This window comes from Pseudomonas sp. WS 5010 (assembly GCF_012985565.1).
GTDB lineage: Bacteria > Pseudomonadota > Gammaproteobacteria > Pseudomonadales > Pseudomonadaceae > Aquipseudomonas.
In genome coordinates this window covers 580,781-600,585 of record NZ_JAAQWQ010000003.1, presented here as the reverse complement: position 1 = coordinate 600,585, position 19,805 = coordinate 580,781, and the positions used below count along the sequence as shown (strand labels likewise).

Annotated in this window: 14 protein-coding genes; 5 read left to right on the top strand and 9 right to left on the bottom strand. The window is 60.8% G+C overall.

What is annotated here, in order from left to right:
* Positions 1-37 precede the first annotated feature (37 nt).
* Complete coding sequence (locus tag HBO11_RS11585; protein ID WP_169954469.1) at positions 38-1,057, bottom strand: alpha/beta hydrolase; 1,020 nt, start codon at positions 1,055-1,057, stop codon at positions 38-40.
* A 182-nt stretch (positions 1,058-1,239) separates the two neighbouring features.
* Here HBO11_RS11585 and metR point away from each other — a divergent pair, with 182 nt between their 5' ends.
* On the top strand, positions 1,240-2,157 hold the full coding sequence (metR, locus tag HBO11_RS11580) for a transcriptional regulator MetR (protein WP_032859924.1): 918 nt from the start codon (positions 1,240-1,242) through the stop codon (positions 2,155-2,157).
* A gap of 4 nt (positions 2,158-2,161) precedes the next feature.
* Here metR and HBO11_RS11575 read toward each other — a convergent pair whose 3' ends face one another.
* The 4 genes from HBO11_RS11575 to HBO11_RS11560 all read right to left on the bottom strand — a co-directional run bounded on the left by HBO11_RS11575 (position 2,162) and on the right by HBO11_RS11560 (position 5,085).
* Positions 2,162-2,800 (bottom strand): LysE family translocator, encoded by a 639-nt coding sequence (locus HBO11_RS11575; protein ID WP_169954470.1) that lies wholly within the window; start codon positions 2,798-2,800, stop codon positions 2,162-2,164.
* Between the two features lie 25 nt (positions 2,801-2,825).
* On the bottom strand, positions 2,826-3,239 hold the full coding sequence (locus HBO11_RS11570; protein WP_169954471.1) for an NUDIX domain-containing protein: 414 nt from the start codon (positions 3,237-3,239) through the stop codon (positions 2,826-2,828).
* A 102-nt stretch (positions 3,240-3,341) separates the two neighbouring features.
* Positions 3,342-4,670 carry an HD domain-containing phosphohydrolase gene (locus HBO11_RS11565; RefSeq protein ID WP_169954472.1) on the bottom strand — a complete coding sequence of 443 codons (1,329 nt, stop codon included), beginning with the start codon at positions 4,668-4,670 and terminating at the stop codon, positions 3,342-3,344.
* A 142-nt stretch (positions 4,671-4,812) separates the two neighbouring features.
* Positions 4,813-5,085, bottom strand: coding sequence for a type B 50S ribosomal protein L31 (locus tag HBO11_RS11560; RefSeq protein ID WP_169954473.1), 273 nt, complete (start codon positions 5,083-5,085; stop codon positions 4,813-4,815).
* A gap of 278 nt (positions 5,086-5,363) precedes the next feature.
* Between HBO11_RS11560 and HBO11_RS11555 the strand changes: the two genes are divergently transcribed.
* Together HBO11_RS11555 and HBO11_RS11550 are read left to right on the top strand one after the other, a co-directional pair.
* Positions 5,364-6,983 carry an FMN-binding glutamate synthase family protein gene (locus HBO11_RS11555; protein WP_170058885.1) on the top strand — a complete coding sequence of 540 codons (1,620 nt, stop codon included), beginning with the start codon at positions 5,364-5,366 and terminating at the stop codon, positions 6,981-6,983.
* 12 nt (positions 6,984-6,995) lie between these two features.
* A complete protein-coding gene (locus tag HBO11_RS11550; protein WP_169954475.1) occupies positions 6,996-7,280 on the top strand; it encodes a putative quinol monooxygenase in 285 nt (94 codons plus the stop codon).
* Positions 7,281-7,318: 38 nt separating this feature from the next.
* Here HBO11_RS11550 and HBO11_RS11545 read toward each other — a convergent pair whose 3' ends face one another.
* From HBO11_RS11545 to HBO11_RS11535, 3 genes are read right to left on the bottom strand one after another with little or no spacing between them, the layout of a single operon-like run.
* Positions 7,319-8,812, bottom strand: coding sequence for a glucosyltransferase domain-containing protein (locus HBO11_RS11545; protein WP_169954476.1), 1,494 nt, complete (start codon positions 8,810-8,812; stop codon positions 7,319-7,321).
* A gap of 23 nt (positions 8,813-8,835) precedes the next feature.
* Positions 8,836-9,771, bottom strand: a complete 936-nt coding sequence (locus HBO11_RS11540; protein ID WP_169954477.1) for a glycosyltransferase family 2 protein — start codon at positions 9,769-9,771, stop codon at positions 8,836-8,838.
* Entirely contained in the window at positions 9,768-10,142 is a 375-nt protein-coding gene (locus HBO11_RS11535) for a GtrA family protein (protein WP_169954478.1), read from the bottom strand. Before HBO11_RS11535 ends, HBO11_RS11540 begins: the two co-directional genes overlap by 4 nt.
* A gap of 263 nt (positions 10,143-10,405) precedes the next feature.
* On the opposite strand from HBO11_RS11535, the gene HBO11_RS11530 reads away from it, so the two are divergent.
* Complete coding sequence (locus HBO11_RS11530) at positions 10,406-11,542, top strand: OpgC domain-containing protein (protein ID WP_169954479.1); 1,137 nt, start codon at positions 10,406-10,408, stop codon at positions 11,540-11,542.
* 62 nt (positions 11,543-11,604) lie between these two features.
* Positions 11,605-18,087: an NEL-type E3 ubiquitin ligase domain-containing protein gene (locus HBO11_RS11525; RefSeq protein ID WP_169954480.1), complete on the top strand. Its 6,483-nt coding sequence runs from the start codon at positions 11,605-11,607 to the stop codon at positions 18,085-18,087.
* 48 nt (positions 18,088-18,135) lie between these two features.
* Here HBO11_RS11525 and HBO11_RS11520 read toward each other — a convergent pair whose 3' ends face one another.
* Positions 18,136-19,554 carry an amino acid permease gene (locus HBO11_RS11520; protein ID WP_169954481.1) on the bottom strand — a complete coding sequence of 473 codons (1,419 nt, stop codon included), beginning with the start codon at positions 19,552-19,554 and terminating at the stop codon, positions 18,136-18,138.
* Between the last annotated feature and the right edge of the window lie 251 nt (positions 19,555-19,805).

The window sequence follows — 19,805 nt, the reverse complement described above, 5'->3', positions numbered from 1 at the left end:
CGCCATAAAGGTCGCACCATACACCTCTACGCGGCCGTCATAAAACCTTGGCGGGGGCCAGCGGTTCAACCTGCGCCCAATGCGCCGCCTCTTCACGGTGGGCTTGCAGGTACGGCAACACCGCCGCCAGCAACGGCGCCTTGAACGCTTCCTGGAACCGATGGGCCAAACCCGGGATCAAGCGCAACTGGCTGCCCTGGATATGCGCCGCCAGGTGCACGCCGTGCATCACCGGCAGCAATGGGTCGGCCGTGCCATGCACTACCAGGGTTGGCACCCGCAGTTGGTTGAGCAATGGCACGCGGCTCGGTTCGGCAAGGATCGCCATGATCTGGCGCTTCACACCCTCGGGATTGAACGCCCGGTCATAGGACTGCGCAGCCTGCTGCAACAACGCCTGGCGATCATCCTTGACCTCGGGGCTGCCCAGGGCCGCCAGCAAGTCGGCCTGCTGCTCCAGGGCCACTTCGCGGTTGGGCGCACTGCGCCGTGACAACAGTTGTACCAGCGCGGCATTCGGTGCAGGCAGGCCTTCGGCACCGGAGCTGGTCATGATCAGGGTCAGGCTTTCCACGCGCTGCGGGGCCATGGCCGCCAGGTGCTGGGCGATCATCCCACCCATGCTCGCGCCCAGCACATGGAACTGGCGCACCTGCAACGCATCCATCAATCCCAGGGCGTCGTCGGCCATGTCGGTCAGGGTGTAGGGCGCGGCCACCGGCAGGCCGAGTTTGTAGCGCAACACTTCAAAGGTCAGGTTGGCGCTGGCCGGGGCCTGGCGCCATGTGGACAGGCCGACGTCGCGGTTGTCGTAGCGGATCACCCGAAAACCTTGTTGGCACAGGGCGACCACCACCTCGTCCGGCCAATGGATCAACTGCCCGCCCAAGCCCATCACCAGCAGCAACGCTGGGTCAGAAGCACGGCCAATGCTCTGGTACGCCAGGCTCACCTGGTCCAGGTCGACCCGCTCAGTCGGGACATTGACATCACATCGAGACGCCGCAAAAGACGGCAGGCCGACCAGTAAGGCAGCCAGTAAAAGCAACACGCGCATGAAAAACACCGAAACGCAGAACCCCAGTAGAGCGCGAGTCTGATGAAGTTTGTTCAAGCGCGCTGCCACAGTTACGTGACAGTTTGATGAAGAGCGCCCAGCGGTCATGGTCGACAGATTTGCCAACATGAGACAAACTCACGCTATCCGAACTTGTCACAAATTGTCTTCATGGAGAGCCCGTGCTCGAAATCCGTCATCTCAAGACCCTGCACGCCTTGCGCGAAGCCGACAGCCTGGTGGAAGCCGCCGAGCGCCTGCACCTGACCCAGTCGGCGTTGTCCCACCAGTTCAAGGAGCTGGAAGAGCGCATGGGCATGCCGCTGTTTGTGCGCAAGACCAAGCCGGTGCGCTTCACCAGCGCCGGCCTGCGCCTGCTGCAACTGGCGGATGCCACCCTGCCGCTGCTGCGCGGTGCCGAACGGGATATTGCGCGCCTGGCCGGCGGTACTGCCGGGCGCCTGCATATGGCGATCGAATGCCACAGCTGCTTCCAGTGGCTGATGCCGACCATCGACCAGTTCCGCGATGCCTGGCCGGAAGTCGAGCTGGACCTGGCCTCCGGCTTTGCCTTCGCCCCGCTGCCAGCCCTGGCCCGTGGCGACCTGGACCTGGTGGTGACCTCCGACCCGCTAGAGCTGGCGGGCATCACCTATGTGCCGTTGTTCACCTATGAAGCGATGCTCGCCGTGGCCAACCAGCACGCCCTGGCGAACAAGCCATACATCGTGCCCGAGGATTTGCTCAGCGAAACCTTGATTACCTACCCGGTGGAGCGCGACCGCCTGGACATCTTCACTCGCTTCCTGGAACCGGCCGACGTCGAACCCGCCCAGGTGCGCACCTCGGAGCTGACGGTGATGATGATGCAACTGGTGGCCAGCGGACGCGGCGTGTGTGGCATGCCCCACTGGGCGCTGCACGAGTACAGCTCGCGGGGTTATGTGAAGGCCAAGCGGCTGGGGGAGAAGGGTCTGTTTGCCACGCTGTACGCCGGGATCCGCGCAGATATGCTGGATGCGCCGTACATGCGCGACTTTTTGCTGACGGCCAAGGACACGTCGTTTTCGACCCTGGATGGGGTCAGCGCAGTGCGGTGACGGCTCACGCGCTACGCCGTTGCTCCAGCATCAGGCGCACCGCCAGGGCGGCCAGCACAAACCCCATGAAGTAACGCTGCACCGCCAACCACGTGGGGTTGTGGATAAACCAGGCGGCGATGCTGGCGGCGCACAGCGAGATCAGCAGGTTGACCACAAAGCTGACGCTGATCTGGGTAAAGCCCAGCATCAGGCTCTGGGTGAAGACCGAGCCGTGCTCCGGGGTGATGAACTGCGGGAATACCGACAGGTAGAACACCGCGATTTTCGGGTTCAGCGCACTGGTCAAAAAGCCCATGGTCACCAGCTTGCGCGGTGAGTCGGCGGGCAGTTGCTGGGCCTCGAACGGCGAACGCGCGCCCGGTTTCACCGCCTGCCAGGCCAGCCACAGCAGGTACAGCGCGCCGGCCCACTTCAGGACTTCATAGGCCACCGGCACCGTAAGAAACACCGCGGTCAAACCGGCAGCGGCGGCAAACAGGTGTACAAAAAACCCCGCGACCACCCCCAGCAACGACGTCACCCCGGCCTTGCGGCCCTGGCAGATCGAACGGGAGATCAAATAGATCATGTTCGGGCCGGGTGTCAGCACCAGTAGCAGCGAGGCGGCGGCAAAAATCAGCAGGTCATTGAGGGGGATCACGGCTCAGTCCTTTGCGCCTGACAGTTCAGGCTGTGGTAGTCAGCGATGCGCGATAGAACGGCAGGATCAGGTCACGTGTCAAGGGCGCCAACTGCAGGCCGCCATCGCCGGCCGGGTCGATCCAGCGCACTTCTTCGATCTCGGCGGCGGGTGTCACCGGCACATCGATCCGTACTTCAAACAACTCGGCCTCCACGGTAAACCCCGGCTCATTGGCCGCTGGCGCCGAGAAGTGGCCAAGGTACTGCGCCGCTGCCGGGTCGATCCGCAGACCAAGTTCTTCGTGCAGCTCACGCGCCAGGGCCTGCGCCGGTTGCTCGCCCGCGTCGATCTTGCCGCCCGGCTGCATGAAGGCCTGGGTGCCGCGCTTGCGCACCAGCAGAGTCTGGCCGTCGCTGCCGATCAACAGGGCGGCGGCGATACGGATGGTCTTGGACATGAAAAAAACGCCTTGGAGTAAAGGGCGCAAAGGATCACACGGCTGCCCTGTTCCTCGCAATGAATGTAGGAACCGGCTTGCCGGCTCCTACAGAGTTTCGGGTTACTCGGCTTCCTTGATGAACACGCTGTACTTGGCGCCCTCCATGGCTTCAAAGGCGATCAACTTGTCCACCAGCGGCAGGTTCAGCACCTTGCCGGCGTTGAGCAGCAGCATGCCGTTGTCGGCATTGAGGTTGCGCGCCAAGACCATGCCTTCGGCCAGCTCGCGAGTGCCGAGCACCTTGACCATCGGGTCGCCCAGGGTCACGTCGCTGAGGAAGGCCGCGCAGGCCTGGACGAAGTCTTCGACCATGTCCGGGTCATACAGGCGCCCGGCGTATTTGCGGATGTACAGCAGCGCCTCGTCGCTGTTCATCTGCCGCTCAAGGATCAGGCCGCGCTGCAGTTCGATAAAGTCCACCGCCAGCTTTAGCAGGCGCGAGCCAAAGGGAATTGCCTCGCCCTTGAGATGGTCGGGGAAACCACTGCCGTCCCAGCGTTCCTGGTGATGGCGGATCAGCCGCGCGGCGTCCTTCATCGGCTCCAGGGTCATCAACAGCGACTCGCTCTGTGTGGAGTACTCGCGAAAGCGCTCGCGGTCGGTGCTGTGCAGCAAGTCCGAGGGCGCGACCATCATGCTGTCGCTCCAGCTCAACTTGCCGATGTTGTACAGCGCCGCAGCCATGGTCAGGTCGCGGCTGCTGGCATCGTCCAGGCCATGGAGCACGCACCAGGTGCGGACCAGCTCGATGATCTGCCGATTGGTCTGCTTGCTGCGCGGCAGGCGCAGGTTGGCCAGCAGCGAGAACACCTCGGTGCCGGTGGCGTAGCTGTGCTTGAGTTCTTCGTAGGCCAGGTCGAGCATGTCGGCGGTCTGCTGCAATTCACTGGTGCGCGAAACCACGCGTTTTTCCAAGGATGCATTGAGTTGCTTGAGCTCCTCGTTCTGCTGGCGGATCAGTTGCTCAAGACGCAGGCGCTCCCGTTCGGAATGCTGGTGGGCCAGGGACTGACGCAGGGCCAGCAGCAGTTCTTCATCCTTCCAGGGTTTGCTCAGGTAGCGGTAGATCTGCCCTTCGTTGATCGCCTTGATGATCAGGGTCAGGTCAGTCTCGCCGGTCAACAACAGGCGCACCGTTTGGGGATAGGCGTGATGGATCTGCGCCAGCAGCGTGGCCCCGTCCATATCCGGCAGGCGTGCGGCACTCATCACCAGGTCCACGGGCTGGCGCGCCAGAATGGCCAGGGCCTCGGCCGCCGTGGTGGCGCTGCACAGTTCAAAGGGCTCCAGGCGCAGCAACTGCGCGAGGCGGTCATGCACGTCCGGGTGGGTGTCGATCAACAGCACCACGGGACGATCGGTTTCAGAAAAGGTAACTGACTCTCCCACGGGACACCTCGGATCTAGTCGCGTCGGTGTGCGCTTCCTACGGTCAAGGTAACAGCCTCCTGGCTATTACCTAGTAGTTTAGTCAGTTTTCAGTCGATAGTGGCTAAATGATGCCATTTGCCACCAGTGTGCCTTAAGCCCCTTAGGCCTCAGCTGCTTTGCCGGACGAACTGAACGAGGCGAAGCGCTTGTTGAAGCCAGCGATCCGTCCTTCGACCTGGGTCTTGCGCTGCTGGCCGGTGTAGATCGGGTGGGATGCGCTGGACACGTCGAGGGCCATATAGGGGTAAGTGTTGCCATCGCTGTGTTGGTAGGTGCGGTCCGTGTCGACTGTGGAGCCGATCAGGAAAAACACATCGGCGGCAGTATCGTGGAACAGCACGGTGCGGTAGTCGGGATGGATACCAGCTTTCATAGGGCCTCCGGGGCGTTTGAGCAGAATCAATACGTTATACAATAACACAAATAATGCACCTAAACGAGAACGTATTGCAATACCGATAGAAGCCCGGGTTCTATGTGGTTGCCCCGGCAAGGAACTCGCCCGTAAGCTGGGACTCCGTGAGAGCACAGGCATCCATAGCCTGGAGATCCTTGCAGGAGCTGGCTTGCCAGCGATAGCGCGATCGAAAACGCCATTGCCGGCCAGCCGGCTCCCGCAGGTTAGAAAGAGTCCGAACCCAAGGAAACCGTATGAGCCTGTCGTTGCTTAGCCGTTTTGCATTCTTTGCCGTGTGTGTGATTTTCACCCTCGCCAGCCTCCCCTTTATCCAACACGAATGGCTGTGGCCCTTTACCCTGGTGACCGGCGTGCTCAGCTTGATCGGCGTGTTCGACCTGCTGCAAAGCCCCCACGCGGTGCGCCGCAATTACCCGATCCTGGGCAATATCCGCTACCTGGTGGAAGGCATCCGCCCGGAAATCCGCCAGTACCTGCTGGAGTCCGACAGCGATGCCCTGCCCTTCTCCCGGGCCCAGCGTTCGCTGGTGTATTCGCGGGCCAAGAATGAAAGCGCCGACAAACCCTTCGGCACCCTGATCGACGTGTATCAGTCCGGCTTCGAATTTATCGGCCACTCCATGCGCCCGGCCCCGTTGAGCGACCCCAGCGCATTTCGCGTGATGGTCGGCGGCCCGCAGTGCACGCAGCCGTATTCGGCGTCGGTGTTCAATATCTCGGCGATGAGTTTCGGCTCGTTGAGCGCCAATGCCATCCGCGCCCTCAACCAGGGGGCCAAGCTCGGCAACTTCGCCCATGACACCGGCGAAGGCAGCATCAGTGCCTACCACCGGGAAAACGGCGGCGACCTGACTTGGGAGCTGGGCAGCGGCTACTTCGGCTGCCGCACCAGCGACGGCCGTTTCGACCCGCAACGCTTTGCCGTGCAGGCGCAAAACCCGCAAGTGCGGATGATCGAAATCAAGATGAGCCAGGGCGCCAAGCCCGGCCACGGGGGGATCCTGCCCAAGCACAAGGTGACCAAGGAAATCGCCGAGACCCGCGGCATTTTGATGGGCGAAGATTGCATCTCGCCATCCCGCCACAGCGCGTTTTCCACGCCGATTGAACTGATGCACTTTATCGCCCAGTTGCGTGAGCTGTCGGGCGGCAAGCCGGTGGGCTTCAAGTTCTGCCTGGGCCACCCGTGGGAGTTCATGGGCATTGCCAAGGCCATGCTGGAAACCGGGATCCTGCCGGACTTTATCGTGGTCGACGGCAAGGAAGGCGGCACTGGCGCTGCGCCCGTGGAATTCACCGACCACATCGGCGTGCCCCTGCGCGAAGGCCTGCTGTTTGTGCACAACACCCTGGTGGGCCTGAACCTGCGCGACAAGATCAAACTGGGCGCCAGCGGCAAGATCGTCAGCGCCTTCGATATCGCCAGCGTGCTGGCCATCGGCGCCGACTGGGCCAACTCGGCCCGGGGCTTTATGTTCGCCATCGGCTGTATCCAGTCGCAGTCTTGCCACACCAACAAATGCCCGACCGGCGTGGCCACCCAGGACCCTTTGCGCCAACGCGCACTGGTGGTGCCGGACAAGGCCCAGCGGGTGTTCAACTTCCACCGCAACACCCTCAAGGCCCTGGCGGAAATGCTCGCGGCGGCCGGCCTGGATCATCCGTCGCAATTGTCGGCCAAGCACCTGGTGCGGCGCATGTCGGCCACCGAGATCAAGCTGTTTTCGCAGTTGCATGTGTTCTTAAAACCGGGGGAACTGCTGACCGGCGAAGTGAACGGCGAGTTTTATTCGCGTATGTGGCAGATGGCGCGAGCCGACAGTTTCGAGCCCCATGAAGTAGAAGCTGCCTAAAGGACCGATCTGATGTTGAAAGTTATTGCTGAAGACTTTATCCAACCCGAACACCTGGACACCGTGCGCCCCTGGTACGCCGAACTGGTGGAAAAAACCCGCCAGGAACCGCTGTGCATTGCCTACGACTTGTTCATCGACCAGAAAGACCCGGGGCACTTTATCTTTATCGAGCAATGGCCCGACCAGGCCGCGCTGGATGCGCACTGCCAGACCGAACACTTCACCCGCCTGGTGCCGCAGATCAATGCGTATCAGGCCAGGCCGTGCCGGGTGTTGTTGATGGATGGGTTTTAAATAATCTCCCGCTGCCGATCATCGATTCGGCAGCGGCTCTAGGGGATGTCATTGTAGTTTTCGGAATCGCGTATTTCTTTCATGACAATGTATCCCCCTTCAGAGGTCACATAAATCGAATAGAACTTACTGTCCACCACAGGCGAACCCACGCCATTTAAAGCAACCAACTTGTTAAAAACATCACGCTTACCGCCAACAACATTATTGATTCCCAACCGAGGAAAAAAGTGAGGATGCAGCAAGACGTTAGCATTACTCAAAATATACCTCAGTGCTGGCATATAGGTCATGGCATCGTGCCCCCGAGGTAGCCAGTTACCCCCCGTTTGTGGACCTACAAAATAAAATACCGGTACCAATCCCAGCTGTTTTTCCGAAACAATGTCTTTTGCAATGTATTGAGCCATCGCCATCTCAAGCTCTTTTTTCGCGATAATTACCTGACCATAGGCATAACAAAAGGCAAACATGAACAACACCGGAACTACCAACACCCATCGAGCGGCTAGCCAAGCTCGCCCCAGCACCTCATAGTTCAAATACAAGACAAGAATCAAGACAGCGGAAAATCCGATGTAATTTCTTGCATCCAGATTTGGTTCCACGAGAAACAGCATGACGCCAGGGATACTTAACAGCAATATTGGAAAACCAAGCAAATACACAGCCAGCACTATAACTCTGCTGAGTACTCCTCCTGGCATATCAACGATATTTTTCATAAATAAAACAAACGCAAACGTCGCGACAACCAGCAACAAAACAGTAAAATAAATTGCCCCAGGGTTAACCAATAGACCAACCTGTTCCATAGCGAAGATCAGTTTTTGACCCGCTACCTCAAGCCATCTAGCGTCAAAAACACTCAAGTTTCCTCGTCCATCCACCGTCAACTGGTAGGCAGTCAGAGCATAGATCAGGCTTCCTACAGTCAGTTGCACAAACCTCTGCGTAGCTAATGACAAAGCTTTAACGGTAGAAATCCTATTTTTTACTCCACAGACGAATTCAACAATGCTCAAGCCAACAAACAGCGACAGGGTGGGCTGGTACAAGCTCAATGAAATAGCTATCAATAATGCGGATGCAAAACCCCGATAAACCACATGCTCAATAGTGCAGGTAATTGCATAAATGATCGCAACAACCGCCAACACCATGCCTGGACCATCAAACTGATAAGTCAGATTGCCCAAGAAAAAGGGGTTGCATAAAATGGGCAACACCACCAGGCAACTTAAAATACAGGGGCGAGTAAAATACCACAGGGTCAACCGCGTCATGGCCAATGCAAGTGCGAATACAGATATCAACAGCGGCAGAGGAAATATATTGGTTGTACCACCGGTAAACGTCAAGACCCTATGCAACACTTCAAGCAAGATCCGGCCTTGATTTTTCCACGCTTCTTGCGCCTGATGCAAAGCTCGCCAATTATCATCGACATAGGCATAGTCCGCATGAACAAGTGGATAAATATAAGCGAAGGAAAGCACTACAAACACTATCATTATTTCTTTTCGGCTCAACTCCCTTTGATTCCACATCGCACCTACCTCCGAGCCATGTTCCGAACTACTTCTTTCACTACATACCTCGGCCGATGCTTAGCCTCCATATAGATCCGCCCCACATACTCCCCCAATATGCCTATTCCGATCAGTTGCACACCCCCCAGAAACAGGATCGCCGTCATCAACGACGGATACCCCGGCACCTCATTGCCAAACAGCAACTTGTCGATGATCAAATACCCCGCATACCCCAGCGCCAGTAACGAAATACCGGCACCGATGTAACTCCATAACCGCAACGGCAAGGTACTGAACGAAGTGATGCCCTCCAGCGCCAGGTTCCACAACTTCCAGGCATTGAATTTGCTCTGGCCAGCCACCCGTGAGGCCCGGTCATATTCGACAATCGCCACGGTGAACCCTGCCCAGGACAACACGCCCTTCATGAACAGTTGCTGCTCTGGCAGCGCCTTGATCACGTCCACCACCTTGCGGTCCATCAGGCGGAAGTCGCCGACGTTTTCTTCGATATGGGTGTAAGCGATGCGATTGAGCAGGTGGTAGAACAGCGAGGCGCTGTGGCGTTTTAGGTAGCCATCGCTGGAGCGGTCGCGGCGTTTGGCCAGGACCACATCGGCGCCCTGCTGCCATTTCTCGATCAGGCAAGCAACCACCTCCACCGGGTCTTGCAGGTCGGCGTCCATCGGCACCACCGCCTCGCCACTGGCGTACTCAAGGCCGGCAAACAACGCCGGTTCCTTGCCGAAGTTGCGCGAAAAGTTGATCAGCACCACGTTGCGATCAAGCAGCGCGATATCCCTGGCGATCTCCAGCGTGCGGTCGGTGCTGCCATCGTTGATAAAGACGATCTCGACCTCATGCTCCAGCAGCGATGGCTCGCGGCGTATGGCCTGGTAGAACGGCTCGATCGCCAGTTCTTCATTGAACAACGGCACGATCAGAGAAAGCCTCATGATTCAGGCCTGCGAAACACCAGGTACTTGGACAGCAGGAAGCCACACAACAGGCTACTGAGGGAAAACACCGCCACCGTGGCCAGGCCGGGCAATCGCCAGTAGTCACCCATCCAGCCGACCACCAGACTCAAGCAGCCCAGGCACAGCATGAATAACAGGTAGCGGCCAAGCGAAGCGGATACCCCAAAGGTGAACGTGGCATTCACAAAAAACGAGAAGCTCGCCGCCACGCAAAACGCCAGGAAATTGCTCAAAGCCTGGCTCAGGTCAAGCGCTGCCCGGAGCACGAAAAAAAGCTGCCAGTGGATCACTGTGTTGGCGATGCCAATCACCGTATAGCTGGAGAACCCTATCCATAGTCTGCTCATGCCACCATCACGCCTCGTTGCCTATCGCAGCCGATAGGCAAGCAAGCCATGCTCACAAAAGCCCGTCTACTGTCAGAAATAACAGGTAGCAGCGCTTATACGACCAACGGCATGACCCTTTCGGGCAATTGAGACATTCAGTAATACCCAACCTTTGCAATTGCTTACAAATACCGCCAACCTGCGCCGGCCCGACGTACGGCGCGTACCATTGCCGACCATCCCGGGTCATTACTTAACGACTTGTTCAAGAGCCCGCAGCCATGCTTAACGGACGCGACCCGCGCATCGATTTTTTTCGGGGCCTGGCGTTGATCTTCATTTTTTGGGATCACGTGCCCCACAACCCGCTCGGTCAGATCACCCTGCGCAATTTCGGTTTCAGCGACGCCGCCGAGGTCTTTGTGTTCCTCGCCGGCTACGCCTCGGTACTGGCCTACAGCAAGGTGTTGCAGCGCGAAGGCTACCCGATGGCCTGCCTGAAAATCCTGCGCCGCGCCTGGGTGTTGTATGTGGTGCATATCTTTTTGCTGGCGATGCTGATGGGCATCGTGTTCTTCGCCAACAGCAAGGTAGAAACCCGCGACCTGGTGCAGGAAATGGGCCTGACCCACTTCATCACCAACCCACAACAAGCCCTGACCGATGAATTGCTGCTGCGCTTCAAGCCCAACCTGATGGACCCGTTGCCGCTGTATATCGTGTTGCTGCTGGGCTTGCCGCTGGTGCTGCCGGTGCTGGTACGCAAGCCCCTGGCGGTGGTAGTGGTGTCGATGGTGGTGTACCTGCTGGCGCCACGGCTGGGCTGGAACCTGGCGGCGATTGCCGATGGCGTGTGGTACTTCAATCCGGTGACCTGGCAGTTCCTGTTCGTCCTCGGCGGTGCGGCGGCGATCCGCGCAGGTATGCCCCGCACACCGCAAACCCGGCCATTGCACAGGCAGCCGCTGTTTCTTGGCGCGGCGGCCTATACGCTGCTGGCTGGGGTGATCACCCTGTCCTGGCGCTGGCCCGAAATCCACGATGCCGTGATGCCGGCCGTGTTGAGCGAGCTGCTGTACCCCATCAGCAAGACCGACCTGTCGCCGGTACGCCTGCTGCACTTCCTGGCCCTGGCCTATGTCACCGCCAAGCTGCTGCCCGGCCGGGGCTGGACGCAAAACTGGCTGGCGCAACAAAGCTGCCGCATGGGGCGCTACTCCCTGGAGGTGTTCTGCCTGGGAGTGCTGCTGGCGCCGCTGGCTGACATGCTCAACGCCCAGGTCGACGACGCCTGGCCGATGCAGATATTCAGTGCGCTGCTGGGCCTGGTGTTGATGGCCGGGCTGGCGGCGTGGCTGGAGTTCAACAAGCAGTTGAACCAGGCCCAACGCAGTGAGGGCCGCCCGTTAAATAGTTAGGCCCCGGGCGCGCATGCGCAGTGCTTCCATCTGCCTTCCACTTATCGTGAAAGGTAGAGCGCATGCCGACTCATCATTTACTCAACGGCCTGTCTGGCAATCTGCAATCGAGCACCTCCTGGGCCCAGCAACAGGCGCTGGAGCTGATCCAGCGCAATGTGACCCAAGCCCTACAGGGCCTGGACACCGAAGAACAACAGCGTTTCGTGCAACTGCAACGCCAGGCCCACGCGGCACTGGCGGCCGTTGAAAGCGAAAAAGAACGGGTGGTGCGTTCCTTCAAGGCCGATGGCCTGGCGCAGTTGCGCAGCCGGATCGGCGGGCGCGATCCCGAGCAGTACCGCTTCGACACCACCTACATTGAAAAAATCGAGCAACCCTTACCCTGGGATCGCCAGCCCGGCAGCCACATCCGCACGCCGCGCCGCTCCGATATCGATTACCGCGAAATCGAACACGTCAAGAGCATGTCCCTGTGGGAAGCAGCCTGTGTGAACTTCGGCTTCACCTCAGGCCTGCGCCAGGACTCCGGCTACAGCCTCGTCGACGCCAGCAAAGTAGTGGGCCCCGACGGCGATCGCAGTCTCAAGGCTCGGGAGTTTATCGCCATCGCCCGCGAGCTGGACCTGGGCCACCAACTGCAAGTGAAGATCAAGGCCACCCTCGATCAGCAGGGTACGCTGCGCCGCTTGATGGGGGTGGCAGCGCAGGCCCTGTTGCAGTTCGATGCCCTGGACGCCTGGCGCAACCGCGCCCATAACGGCCTGACGCAAACGGTGTACGCAAGCCTCACCGCCTCGCTCGATGGCAGCGGGCCGCCACTGGCGGTCGAGAGCCTGAGCCTGACCTCGGGCGTCACCCCGATTGCCGCCGTGCCCTTCGTGCCCTGGGAGAGCGCCATTCCCGTGCCGCTCCTGCTGATCCGCGTGGCCAGCCTCGGGGTGCTGTCGTATTTCCCTTTCCGCCCCGGCGGTGCGTTTCGCTACCACCCCGACGCGCGCGCGGCAGAAGCCGACTTTCGCCGGCAACTGTGCGACAGCCATCGCCAGGACGACCTCGGCTGGTTTGCCCGGCAACTGCCGCTGGTGGGGCTGTCGGTGTTCAAGCCGTTGCTGACCCTGGAGAAGCGCCCCGAAGGCCTGAACTGGCTGGCCGGCAAGCTGTACGACGGGTTTCACGCAGCCTTCCCCGAACGCACCCTCGACGACATCCGCTTCACCGTCGACCCACCCAGAGGCCCCGCCGAAACCCTGCTGCAAACCCTGACTTATCGGCAGGTCCAGCGCTGCCAGGCCGATATGGACACCCTGGCCAACACCCGCTCCGAAGCCGATTGGCAAGCACTCAAGGACGCCGCTGCGGCCATCGCCGCCGAAGTCCTGCAACTGCTGCTCACGCCCCTGCCCGGCGGAGTCACCGGAATGAACCGGGTGATGCAACTGGCGGTGCTGGGCAGCATGACCTACAGCGTCAGCGTGGGCCTGAATGAAGCAGCCAAGGGCGATGCCAGCAGCTTTGCCACGACCCTCAGCGATGTCGCCGACCTGGCCATCAGCGGGCGCCTGATCAGCATCGCCGGCAGGGTCCATCGCCAGCGCATGCTCGAACACCTGCAGCGCCTGGGCAACCCGCGCAAGGTGACGCGGCCCGACGGGGTCGATGAACTGTGGAAGCCTGACGCGCACCCCTACGCCCATGACGAGCCTTACCTGCTGGAGGGCAAGACTGCCGATGCCCTGTGCGTATTCGACGTGCAGGGCAAACAGTACGTCAAGCTGCACCATGAACAGCAGACCCAGGTCGCCGAAGTCACCCACGACCAGCAAACCCAGCGCTACGTGCTCAAGAACGGGCGCAGCAGCTACAAGCCACCCATCGTGTTCGACCCGGCGCTGCAAGCCTGGACCTTCGACCTGCATAACGCCCAGGCCCTGTCGGATACCCAGTTGCTGCAACAGATGCTGCCCGGCGACTCCTCGAACATCACCCAGCTCGACCTCGAGCAAATGTTGCTCTGCACCGCCACCTCCCGTGCAACCCTCGACAAGGTATGGCACGGCGAGCCGGCGCCGTTGAACCTGATCGAAGGTGTGCGGCGCCTGCAAGCCGACCAACTGATCCAGCACATCATCGGGCGCTTCCATCAAGCCGGTTATCTACCGCCCTATGGCGACAGCGTAGTGTTGTGCCTGCTGACCCAGTTGCCCGAATGGCCGGCCACCGCCCTGCTGAGCATCCGCGATCCGCAGCGCAGCGTGATCGAGACCTTCGGCAAAAGCACCCAGCCACTGCTCGAGCCGACGACCATTACGATCATCCGCAACGAAGACGGCAGCTACCAAAGCGAAGAGGATAGCGGCCAGGTGCCTTACCGCGCCGAACCGCTGTTGGGCCTGGTGATCAGCCTGCAACCCGGCACCTCGCAACTGGGCCTGAGCAACCAACCCGATGCCACACCGGCCCAGCGGATCATGGCGGTGCGCCAGGCCGTGGTCACCCTGGCACGCCAGGAGCGCCTGACGCTGTTTGCCGCGCTGGTCAGTTACGCCGGCTATGAAAAACCCGAGCAACTGCCGCCCGCCGCTGTGCGCCGCTTCCTGCCCGTCAAGGCCTCCGCGCCGCTGGTGGCCGTCACACCGCTGCTGAAAAAACTGCGCGACCTCAACCGCCCCTTGTCTGCAGCCCTGCTGGAACGGCTGCTGGAACAACAGCCGCTGACACCCCGCCAACAACGGGCCTACCTGCAAGGTGGGGAACTGCCCGGCGCCTTTCGTGAATTGCTGGACAACCACCGCACTTGCCTGCGCATCGACGCGGCCATCGATGGCCTGTACCACCCACGGTTATTCAACAACGACGCCGACCAATGGGCCAGGGAGTTCGCCTCGGCCCTGGTACGCCAGCGGCTCCAGCGCGGCTTCGTGATTACCGAGGTGCGCGACGGCGGGATCGCCAAACCCTATCGCTCCAGCGGTCCTGACGATCTCACCGTGGAGCTGCGCCACAGCGGCGACGGCCACTATGAAGCCTATGACATGCGCAACGCGGGCACGATCGCCGTAACACCGGCCGTCGACAGTTTCTACCTGGCCATCGGTTCGGTGTTGCAACCCCATGAGCGGGAACTGCTGGGCATGGCCAGCGTGACCGACGCCCCAGGCCTGCGAAACACCCTGGGCAAGTACATGAGCGACCAGCGCAACCCGCAAGGCTATGTGCGCCTGGCCGACGGTTCGCTGAAGCAATACGAGCACACCCTGTCTCTGCCGGCCAAACTGCTGCCCGATACCCAGGGGCTGTTTTCCCATGAGGGCGAGCATTACCTGCCGTTGTTTGGCTCGCTGTACCGCGTCATCTATGACCAGCGGGTTTTCCGGTGGCGGCTCAAGCACCCGGACAAGATTGGCGTCGATACGCCCACCCTGGAACACAACCGTGAAGGGGCCTGGCGTCTGTCCAGCGAGAACCCCATGGAATGGGACGAGCATCGACTGCTGTACCGCCTGGGGGGTGACCACCAACTGGTCGACGAGGGCGAAGCTGCGAAAATCATCGCCCTGACCGACACCCCGGCCCACGTGCTGCGCCAGGTCCACCGCAGCGGCCGGCCGGCCCCGCCGATGCTTGCCGATACCTGTAAGCGCTTCAGGATGGACCAGCAGATCACCCAGTTCATCGTCTCGCTCTATCAGGTGCCCAGCACCTCGGTCGCCAACCCGGACCTGCGCCTGCTGATCCTCACCAGCCTGCCAGGCTGGCCCGCCAGCCACGTGCTGGAGATTGTCGGCAGCGCCAGCCCCCTGCGCTACCCAACAAACCAAGCACCCGGGGCCAAGGTGGTACAAGTCACCGACCAGGACATCAGGAGCCCAGGGCTCCTGGAAAAACTCGTCACCGACGACGACCTTGCCCTGGCCCTGCTCGGCGAGCTGCCGCAAACCCTGGAACAGCGCCTGGTCCAACTGATCAACCGGATGGTCGAATACACTGAGCGCGAGCGTGGGCAAATCCTCGAATCCATGTACCAGCGCAGCGAGGCCGCAACCACCGCCCAGGAGCGCCCCGTCAAGACCCAGTACCCGGCGCTGCCGAACAACGCGGTCAAGGCGATTCTCGGCCATGCCTCGCCGCGGGAACTCAAGCAACTGCATGAAAAAAACCAACTGAGCCTGCGCCTGTCAGAACAGGCGCGCCTGACAACCCATGACTTGCGCCTCAACCGTGCCTTCGAAGGCTTGTATGTGGACGCCTGCGCCAATGCCGACAGCGACCGGATCACGCTGTACCTGCTGCGCCGGCTGCCGACCTGGCCGAAGAACCTGCGCGTCGATATCCGCGAATGGGACGACCAGGGACGCCTGCTGGAAACAGCGGGCCACCTGGCGGGTTCGTCACGCAAGACCGTGGCCAGGACCAACCGTGGATATCAGGCCTATGACGAACACGGCAAGACACTCGGCCAACCGTCGACCCGATTGCTGATGGTCATTCTCAGCACCTTGTCCGCTGCCGAGCAGGTGTTGCTGGAGGCTGACACCGACAGCGCGATTGCCGAGTTGCGCCGCCAGCTCGCCGAGCAGGCCCTGGCTCGCCGCGTGGAGATCAAGGGCCTGCTGGATATCCCGCACTTGCAGCCCTGGATGCAACCGCCCATGGGCCTGGATCGTTCGTTCCTGGTGTACCCGCTGTGGCAGCGCCTCTGGCCGTTTCACGGGCCACGGCCGCCGAACCTGGTAGCCAAGGTCCAGGAGCTGTACCCGCGCTTGGGCAATGCCGATGCACGCAGCTTCCTGAGCGCGTTGAACATGACCGACCCGGAAAAACTGCTCGAACTGGAACGGCTGAAAGCCGAGTACCAGGCCATGGATACGCAACTGACGCGCTGGAGCGAAACCCCTGTGGCGGCCGACAACCCTCTGATCGACCCGTTGGGCACCGGCCGGGGCAGGCGGCGCTATATCGCCTCCCAACTGTGTGCGGCATGGCGCCGGGAAACCTCCACGGTGTACATGGCCGGCCTGTTCAACGTACCGTCACTCGAGTTGCAACTGGACGACGAAGGCTTGCCACCGGCCTCGTTCATAACCGGGACCAGCGGTTTCAATCACATTCAATTCCTGCGGATTTCCGGTAACGCGTTTCCCGCTTCGGGGCCGGACTTTTTGACCAAGTTCACCGGGCTCGCAGTGCTGCGCCTGGATTGTTACCTGACGGAACTGCCCAGCGCGGTCACCGATATGACCACGCTCAACCACCTTGACCTGAACGACAACGACCTTCGCCTGACCGAAGACGCCGTGCAACGCCTGGCCGGCATGGTCAATCTGCAACACCTCGACCTCAACGATAATCCGGACCTGGACCTGACCCCGGATGTCAGCCAAATGAGCCGGCTACGCCGCCTGCGCCTGGCCAACACCGGCATCAGCCAATGGCCGATCGGCGCCGGCGCCCTGCCGGTTTTGGAGGAGTTGCACCTGCAGACCAACTCGATTAGCACCATTCCCGAAGAAGTGTTCACCAACCCGTGGCTGCAAGCCGCCAATCGCAACACCTTTTTGCATGAGAACCCGCTGACCGCCGAGACCCTGGCACGCATCGACCGCTACTACCTCGAGACCGGTATTCGCCTGGGTGGCCAACTGCGCACCCCCGCCCATGCCCCAGCGACGCCCAATGACTTCGACACCTGGCTGACCGACGTCGCCGAGAAGGACGTAACGCCGCGCCGACAATTGTGGGAACAACTCAAGGCCAATGAAACGGCGAGTGCCGATGATGTATTCCGCGTGCTGCGTGACCTGAAGAATACGCACGCCTACCGCAACAAAAAGTTGAGGCCAGGCCTGACCAAGCGAGTCTGGACCTTGTTGCAGGCCATGGGCGAGTCGACGCAACTGCGCAACGCGGTGTGCCTCAACACCTACGGCTCCGGCAACTGCGGCGACAGTGTGCTGCTGGCCTTTACCAACATGGAACTGCACCACCGGATCCATCAGGCCAAGTTGCAACCGCGCAGTTATCTGGCTGACCGGGCGTTGCTGGAATTGGCCGAGAGTTGCTTCTACCTCAACCAACTGGACCACTTTGCCGACCAGTTCATTCTCGAGCGCGAGCGTGCCGGGCTGCCTGTCGATCCGGCCGAGGTCACGGTATACCTGCGCAGCCAATTGGCCAGTGAATTCAAATTGCCGTTTTATCCGCTGGAGCTGCTGTACACCGTGGATGACTATGTCACCGATGAGGTGGTGGGCCGGGCACGCAGCACCCTGCGCAGACTCGGCCAATCACCGGCCGTGCAGGAGGCGATTTTGATGAGTGAGTTCTGGATTGAGTATTTGGCCAACAGTCATCCGGAGCCTTTTATCACGGTCAAGCAAGCCGTGAGCTACAAGGTCAGCCTGTTGAATCGGGAACTCCAGGACAAGCGTTCGCAGGTATTTCTGGAGCGCCGCCAGGCACTGGTTGACCTGGAAACCAGCGAACATAACCGCCTGGTCCGGCAGTTGACGGAGGGCACGCAACGGGCGCTGATGCGCACCTGAACCTGGGCCGGCCTGTCGCAGGTGACAGGCCGGCCAGGGCTCAAGGGTTTACGCCGAACGCTGTGAGCCGACGCCGACCTGGGTCGGTTGCAGCTTGAACACGTAGAACAGCACGGTCAGGAACAGCAGGAACACCGGCCCGACATACAGCGCGATACGGGTATCGGGGAAGTACGCCATCAGGCCCACCACCAGCACCAGGAACGCCAGGGCCAGGTACGAACTGACCGGGTACAGCCACATGCGGTACTTCAGGGCCTTCTGTTCGGCCGGGCTCAGGCTTTTGCGGAACTTGAGCTGGGCCAGCAGGATCATCACCCAGGTCCAGATTGCGCCGAAGGTGGCGATGGAAGTGACCCAGACGAAGACCTTGTCCGGCACCAGGTAGTTGAGCAGCACGCCCAGCAGCAGGGCGAAGATCGACAGCAGCAGCGCATTGCGGGGTACGCCGTTGCGCGAGGTGGTGCCGAAGGTCGCCGGGGCCTGGCCGTTCTGCGCCAGGCTGTAGAGCATGCGCCCGGTGCTGAAGATCCCGCCGTTGCACGACGACAGCGCGGCGGTGATCACCACGAAGTTGATGATGCCGGCGGCAGTCTTGATGCCCAGGCGCTCGAAGGTCATCACAAACGGGCTGCCCTGGGTGCCGATTTCATTCCATGGGTAGATCGACAGGATCACGAACAACGCACCGACGTAGAACAGCAGGATGCGCCAGAACACCGAGCCAATGGCATTGGGGATGGTTTTTTGCGGGTTCTTCGCTTCACCGGCGGTCAGGCCGATCATTTCCACGCCCAGGTAGGCGAACATCACCATCTGCAAGGACATCAACACACCCTGCACGCCATTGGGCATGAAGCCACCGTGGGCCCACAGGTTGGAAATCCCCAGCGCCACGCCGTCGTTGCCGAAACCAAAGGCAATGATACCGACGCCGCCAATCACCATGGCAATGATGGTGACGATCTTGATCAGGGCGAACCAGAACTCGAACTCACCGAAGGCCTTGACCGCGATCAGGTTGATGGTGCCCATGCTGATCAGGGCGGCCAGGGCCCAGATCCAGCGCGGTGTATCGGGGAACCAGACGCCCATGTACACGGCGACGGCGGTGATTTCTGCAACGCAGGTCACCAGCCACAGGAACCAGTAGTTCCAACCGGTCAAAAAGCCCGCCAACGGGCCGAGGTAGTCCTGGGCGTAACGGCTGAAGGAGCCGGCCACCGGGTTGTGTACGGCCATCTCACCGAGGGCGCGCATGATCACCAGGATCGCCAGGCCGCCGATGATGTACGAGAGCATGATTGCCGGGCCGGCCATTTCAATGGCCTTGGCCGAACCAAGGAACAGACCGACACCGATACAGGCGCCGAGCGCCATCAAGCGAATATGCCGTTCGCCGAGTTCGCGTTTGAGCGGGCCGCCGGAAGCGGTCTCGCCGTGGGGCTGATGGTTGCCAACAGGCATAGGGGTACAACCTCATTTTGTTATTGGATTGAACCACCGAGTCTCGGGCGTACCAGCGGGTGGGCTCGTACGCCTGGGTCACCGGGCCTACCTTGTGGGCAGATCCGTCTGACAGGAAAACCGGCCAGATCAGCGGGCGTGCAGTATAAAAAGCTCCCTATAGAGCTTTTCACTCAATAAACGGCAAAATTCAGCGAGAACTCTCGGCAAAAGCCGATATGACGGCGAGGCATCATCTGCCTGGAACGCCG

Excerpts from the sequence above, each read along its gene's own strand:
- HBO11_RS11585 (WP_169954469.1), bottom strand. The coding sequence starts at position 1,057 with ATGCGCGTGTTGCTTTTACTGGCTGCCTTACTGGTCGGCCTGCCGTCT.
- HBO11_RS11570 (WP_169954471.1), bottom strand. The coding sequence starts at position 3,239 with ATGTCCAAGACCATCCGTATCGCCGCCGCCCTGTTGATCGGCAGCGAC.
- HBO11_RS11560 (WP_169954473.1), bottom strand. The coding sequence starts at position 5,085 with ATGAAAGCTGGTATCCATCCCGACTACCGCACCGTGCTGTTCCACGAT.
- HBO11_RS11555 (WP_170058885.1), top strand. The coding sequence starts at position 5,364 with ATGAGCCTGTCGTTGCTTAGCCGTTTTGCATTCTTTGCCGTGTGTGTG.
- HBO11_RS11550 (WP_169954475.1), top strand. The coding sequence starts at position 6,996 with ATGTTGAAAGTTATTGCTGAAGACTTTATCCAACCCGAACACCTGGAC.
- HBO11_RS11540 (WP_169954477.1), bottom strand. The coding sequence starts at position 9,771 with ATGAGGCTTTCTCTGATCGTGCCGTTGTTCAATGAAGAACTGGCGATC.
- HBO11_RS11535 (WP_169954478.1), bottom strand. The coding sequence starts at position 10,142 with ATGAGCAGACTATGGATAGGGTTCTCCAGCTATACGGTGATTGGCATC.
- HBO11_RS11530 (WP_169954479.1), top strand. The coding sequence starts at position 10,406 with ATGCTTAACGGACGCGACCCGCGCATCGATTTTTTTCGGGGCCTGGCG.
- HBO11_RS11525 (WP_169954480.1), top strand. The coding sequence starts at position 11,605 with ATGCCGACTCATCATTTACTCAACGGCCTGTCTGGCAATCTGCAATCG.
- HBO11_RS11520 (WP_169954481.1), bottom strand. The coding sequence starts at position 19,554 with ATGCCTGTTGGCAACCATCAGCCCCACGGCGAGACCGCTTCCGGCGGC.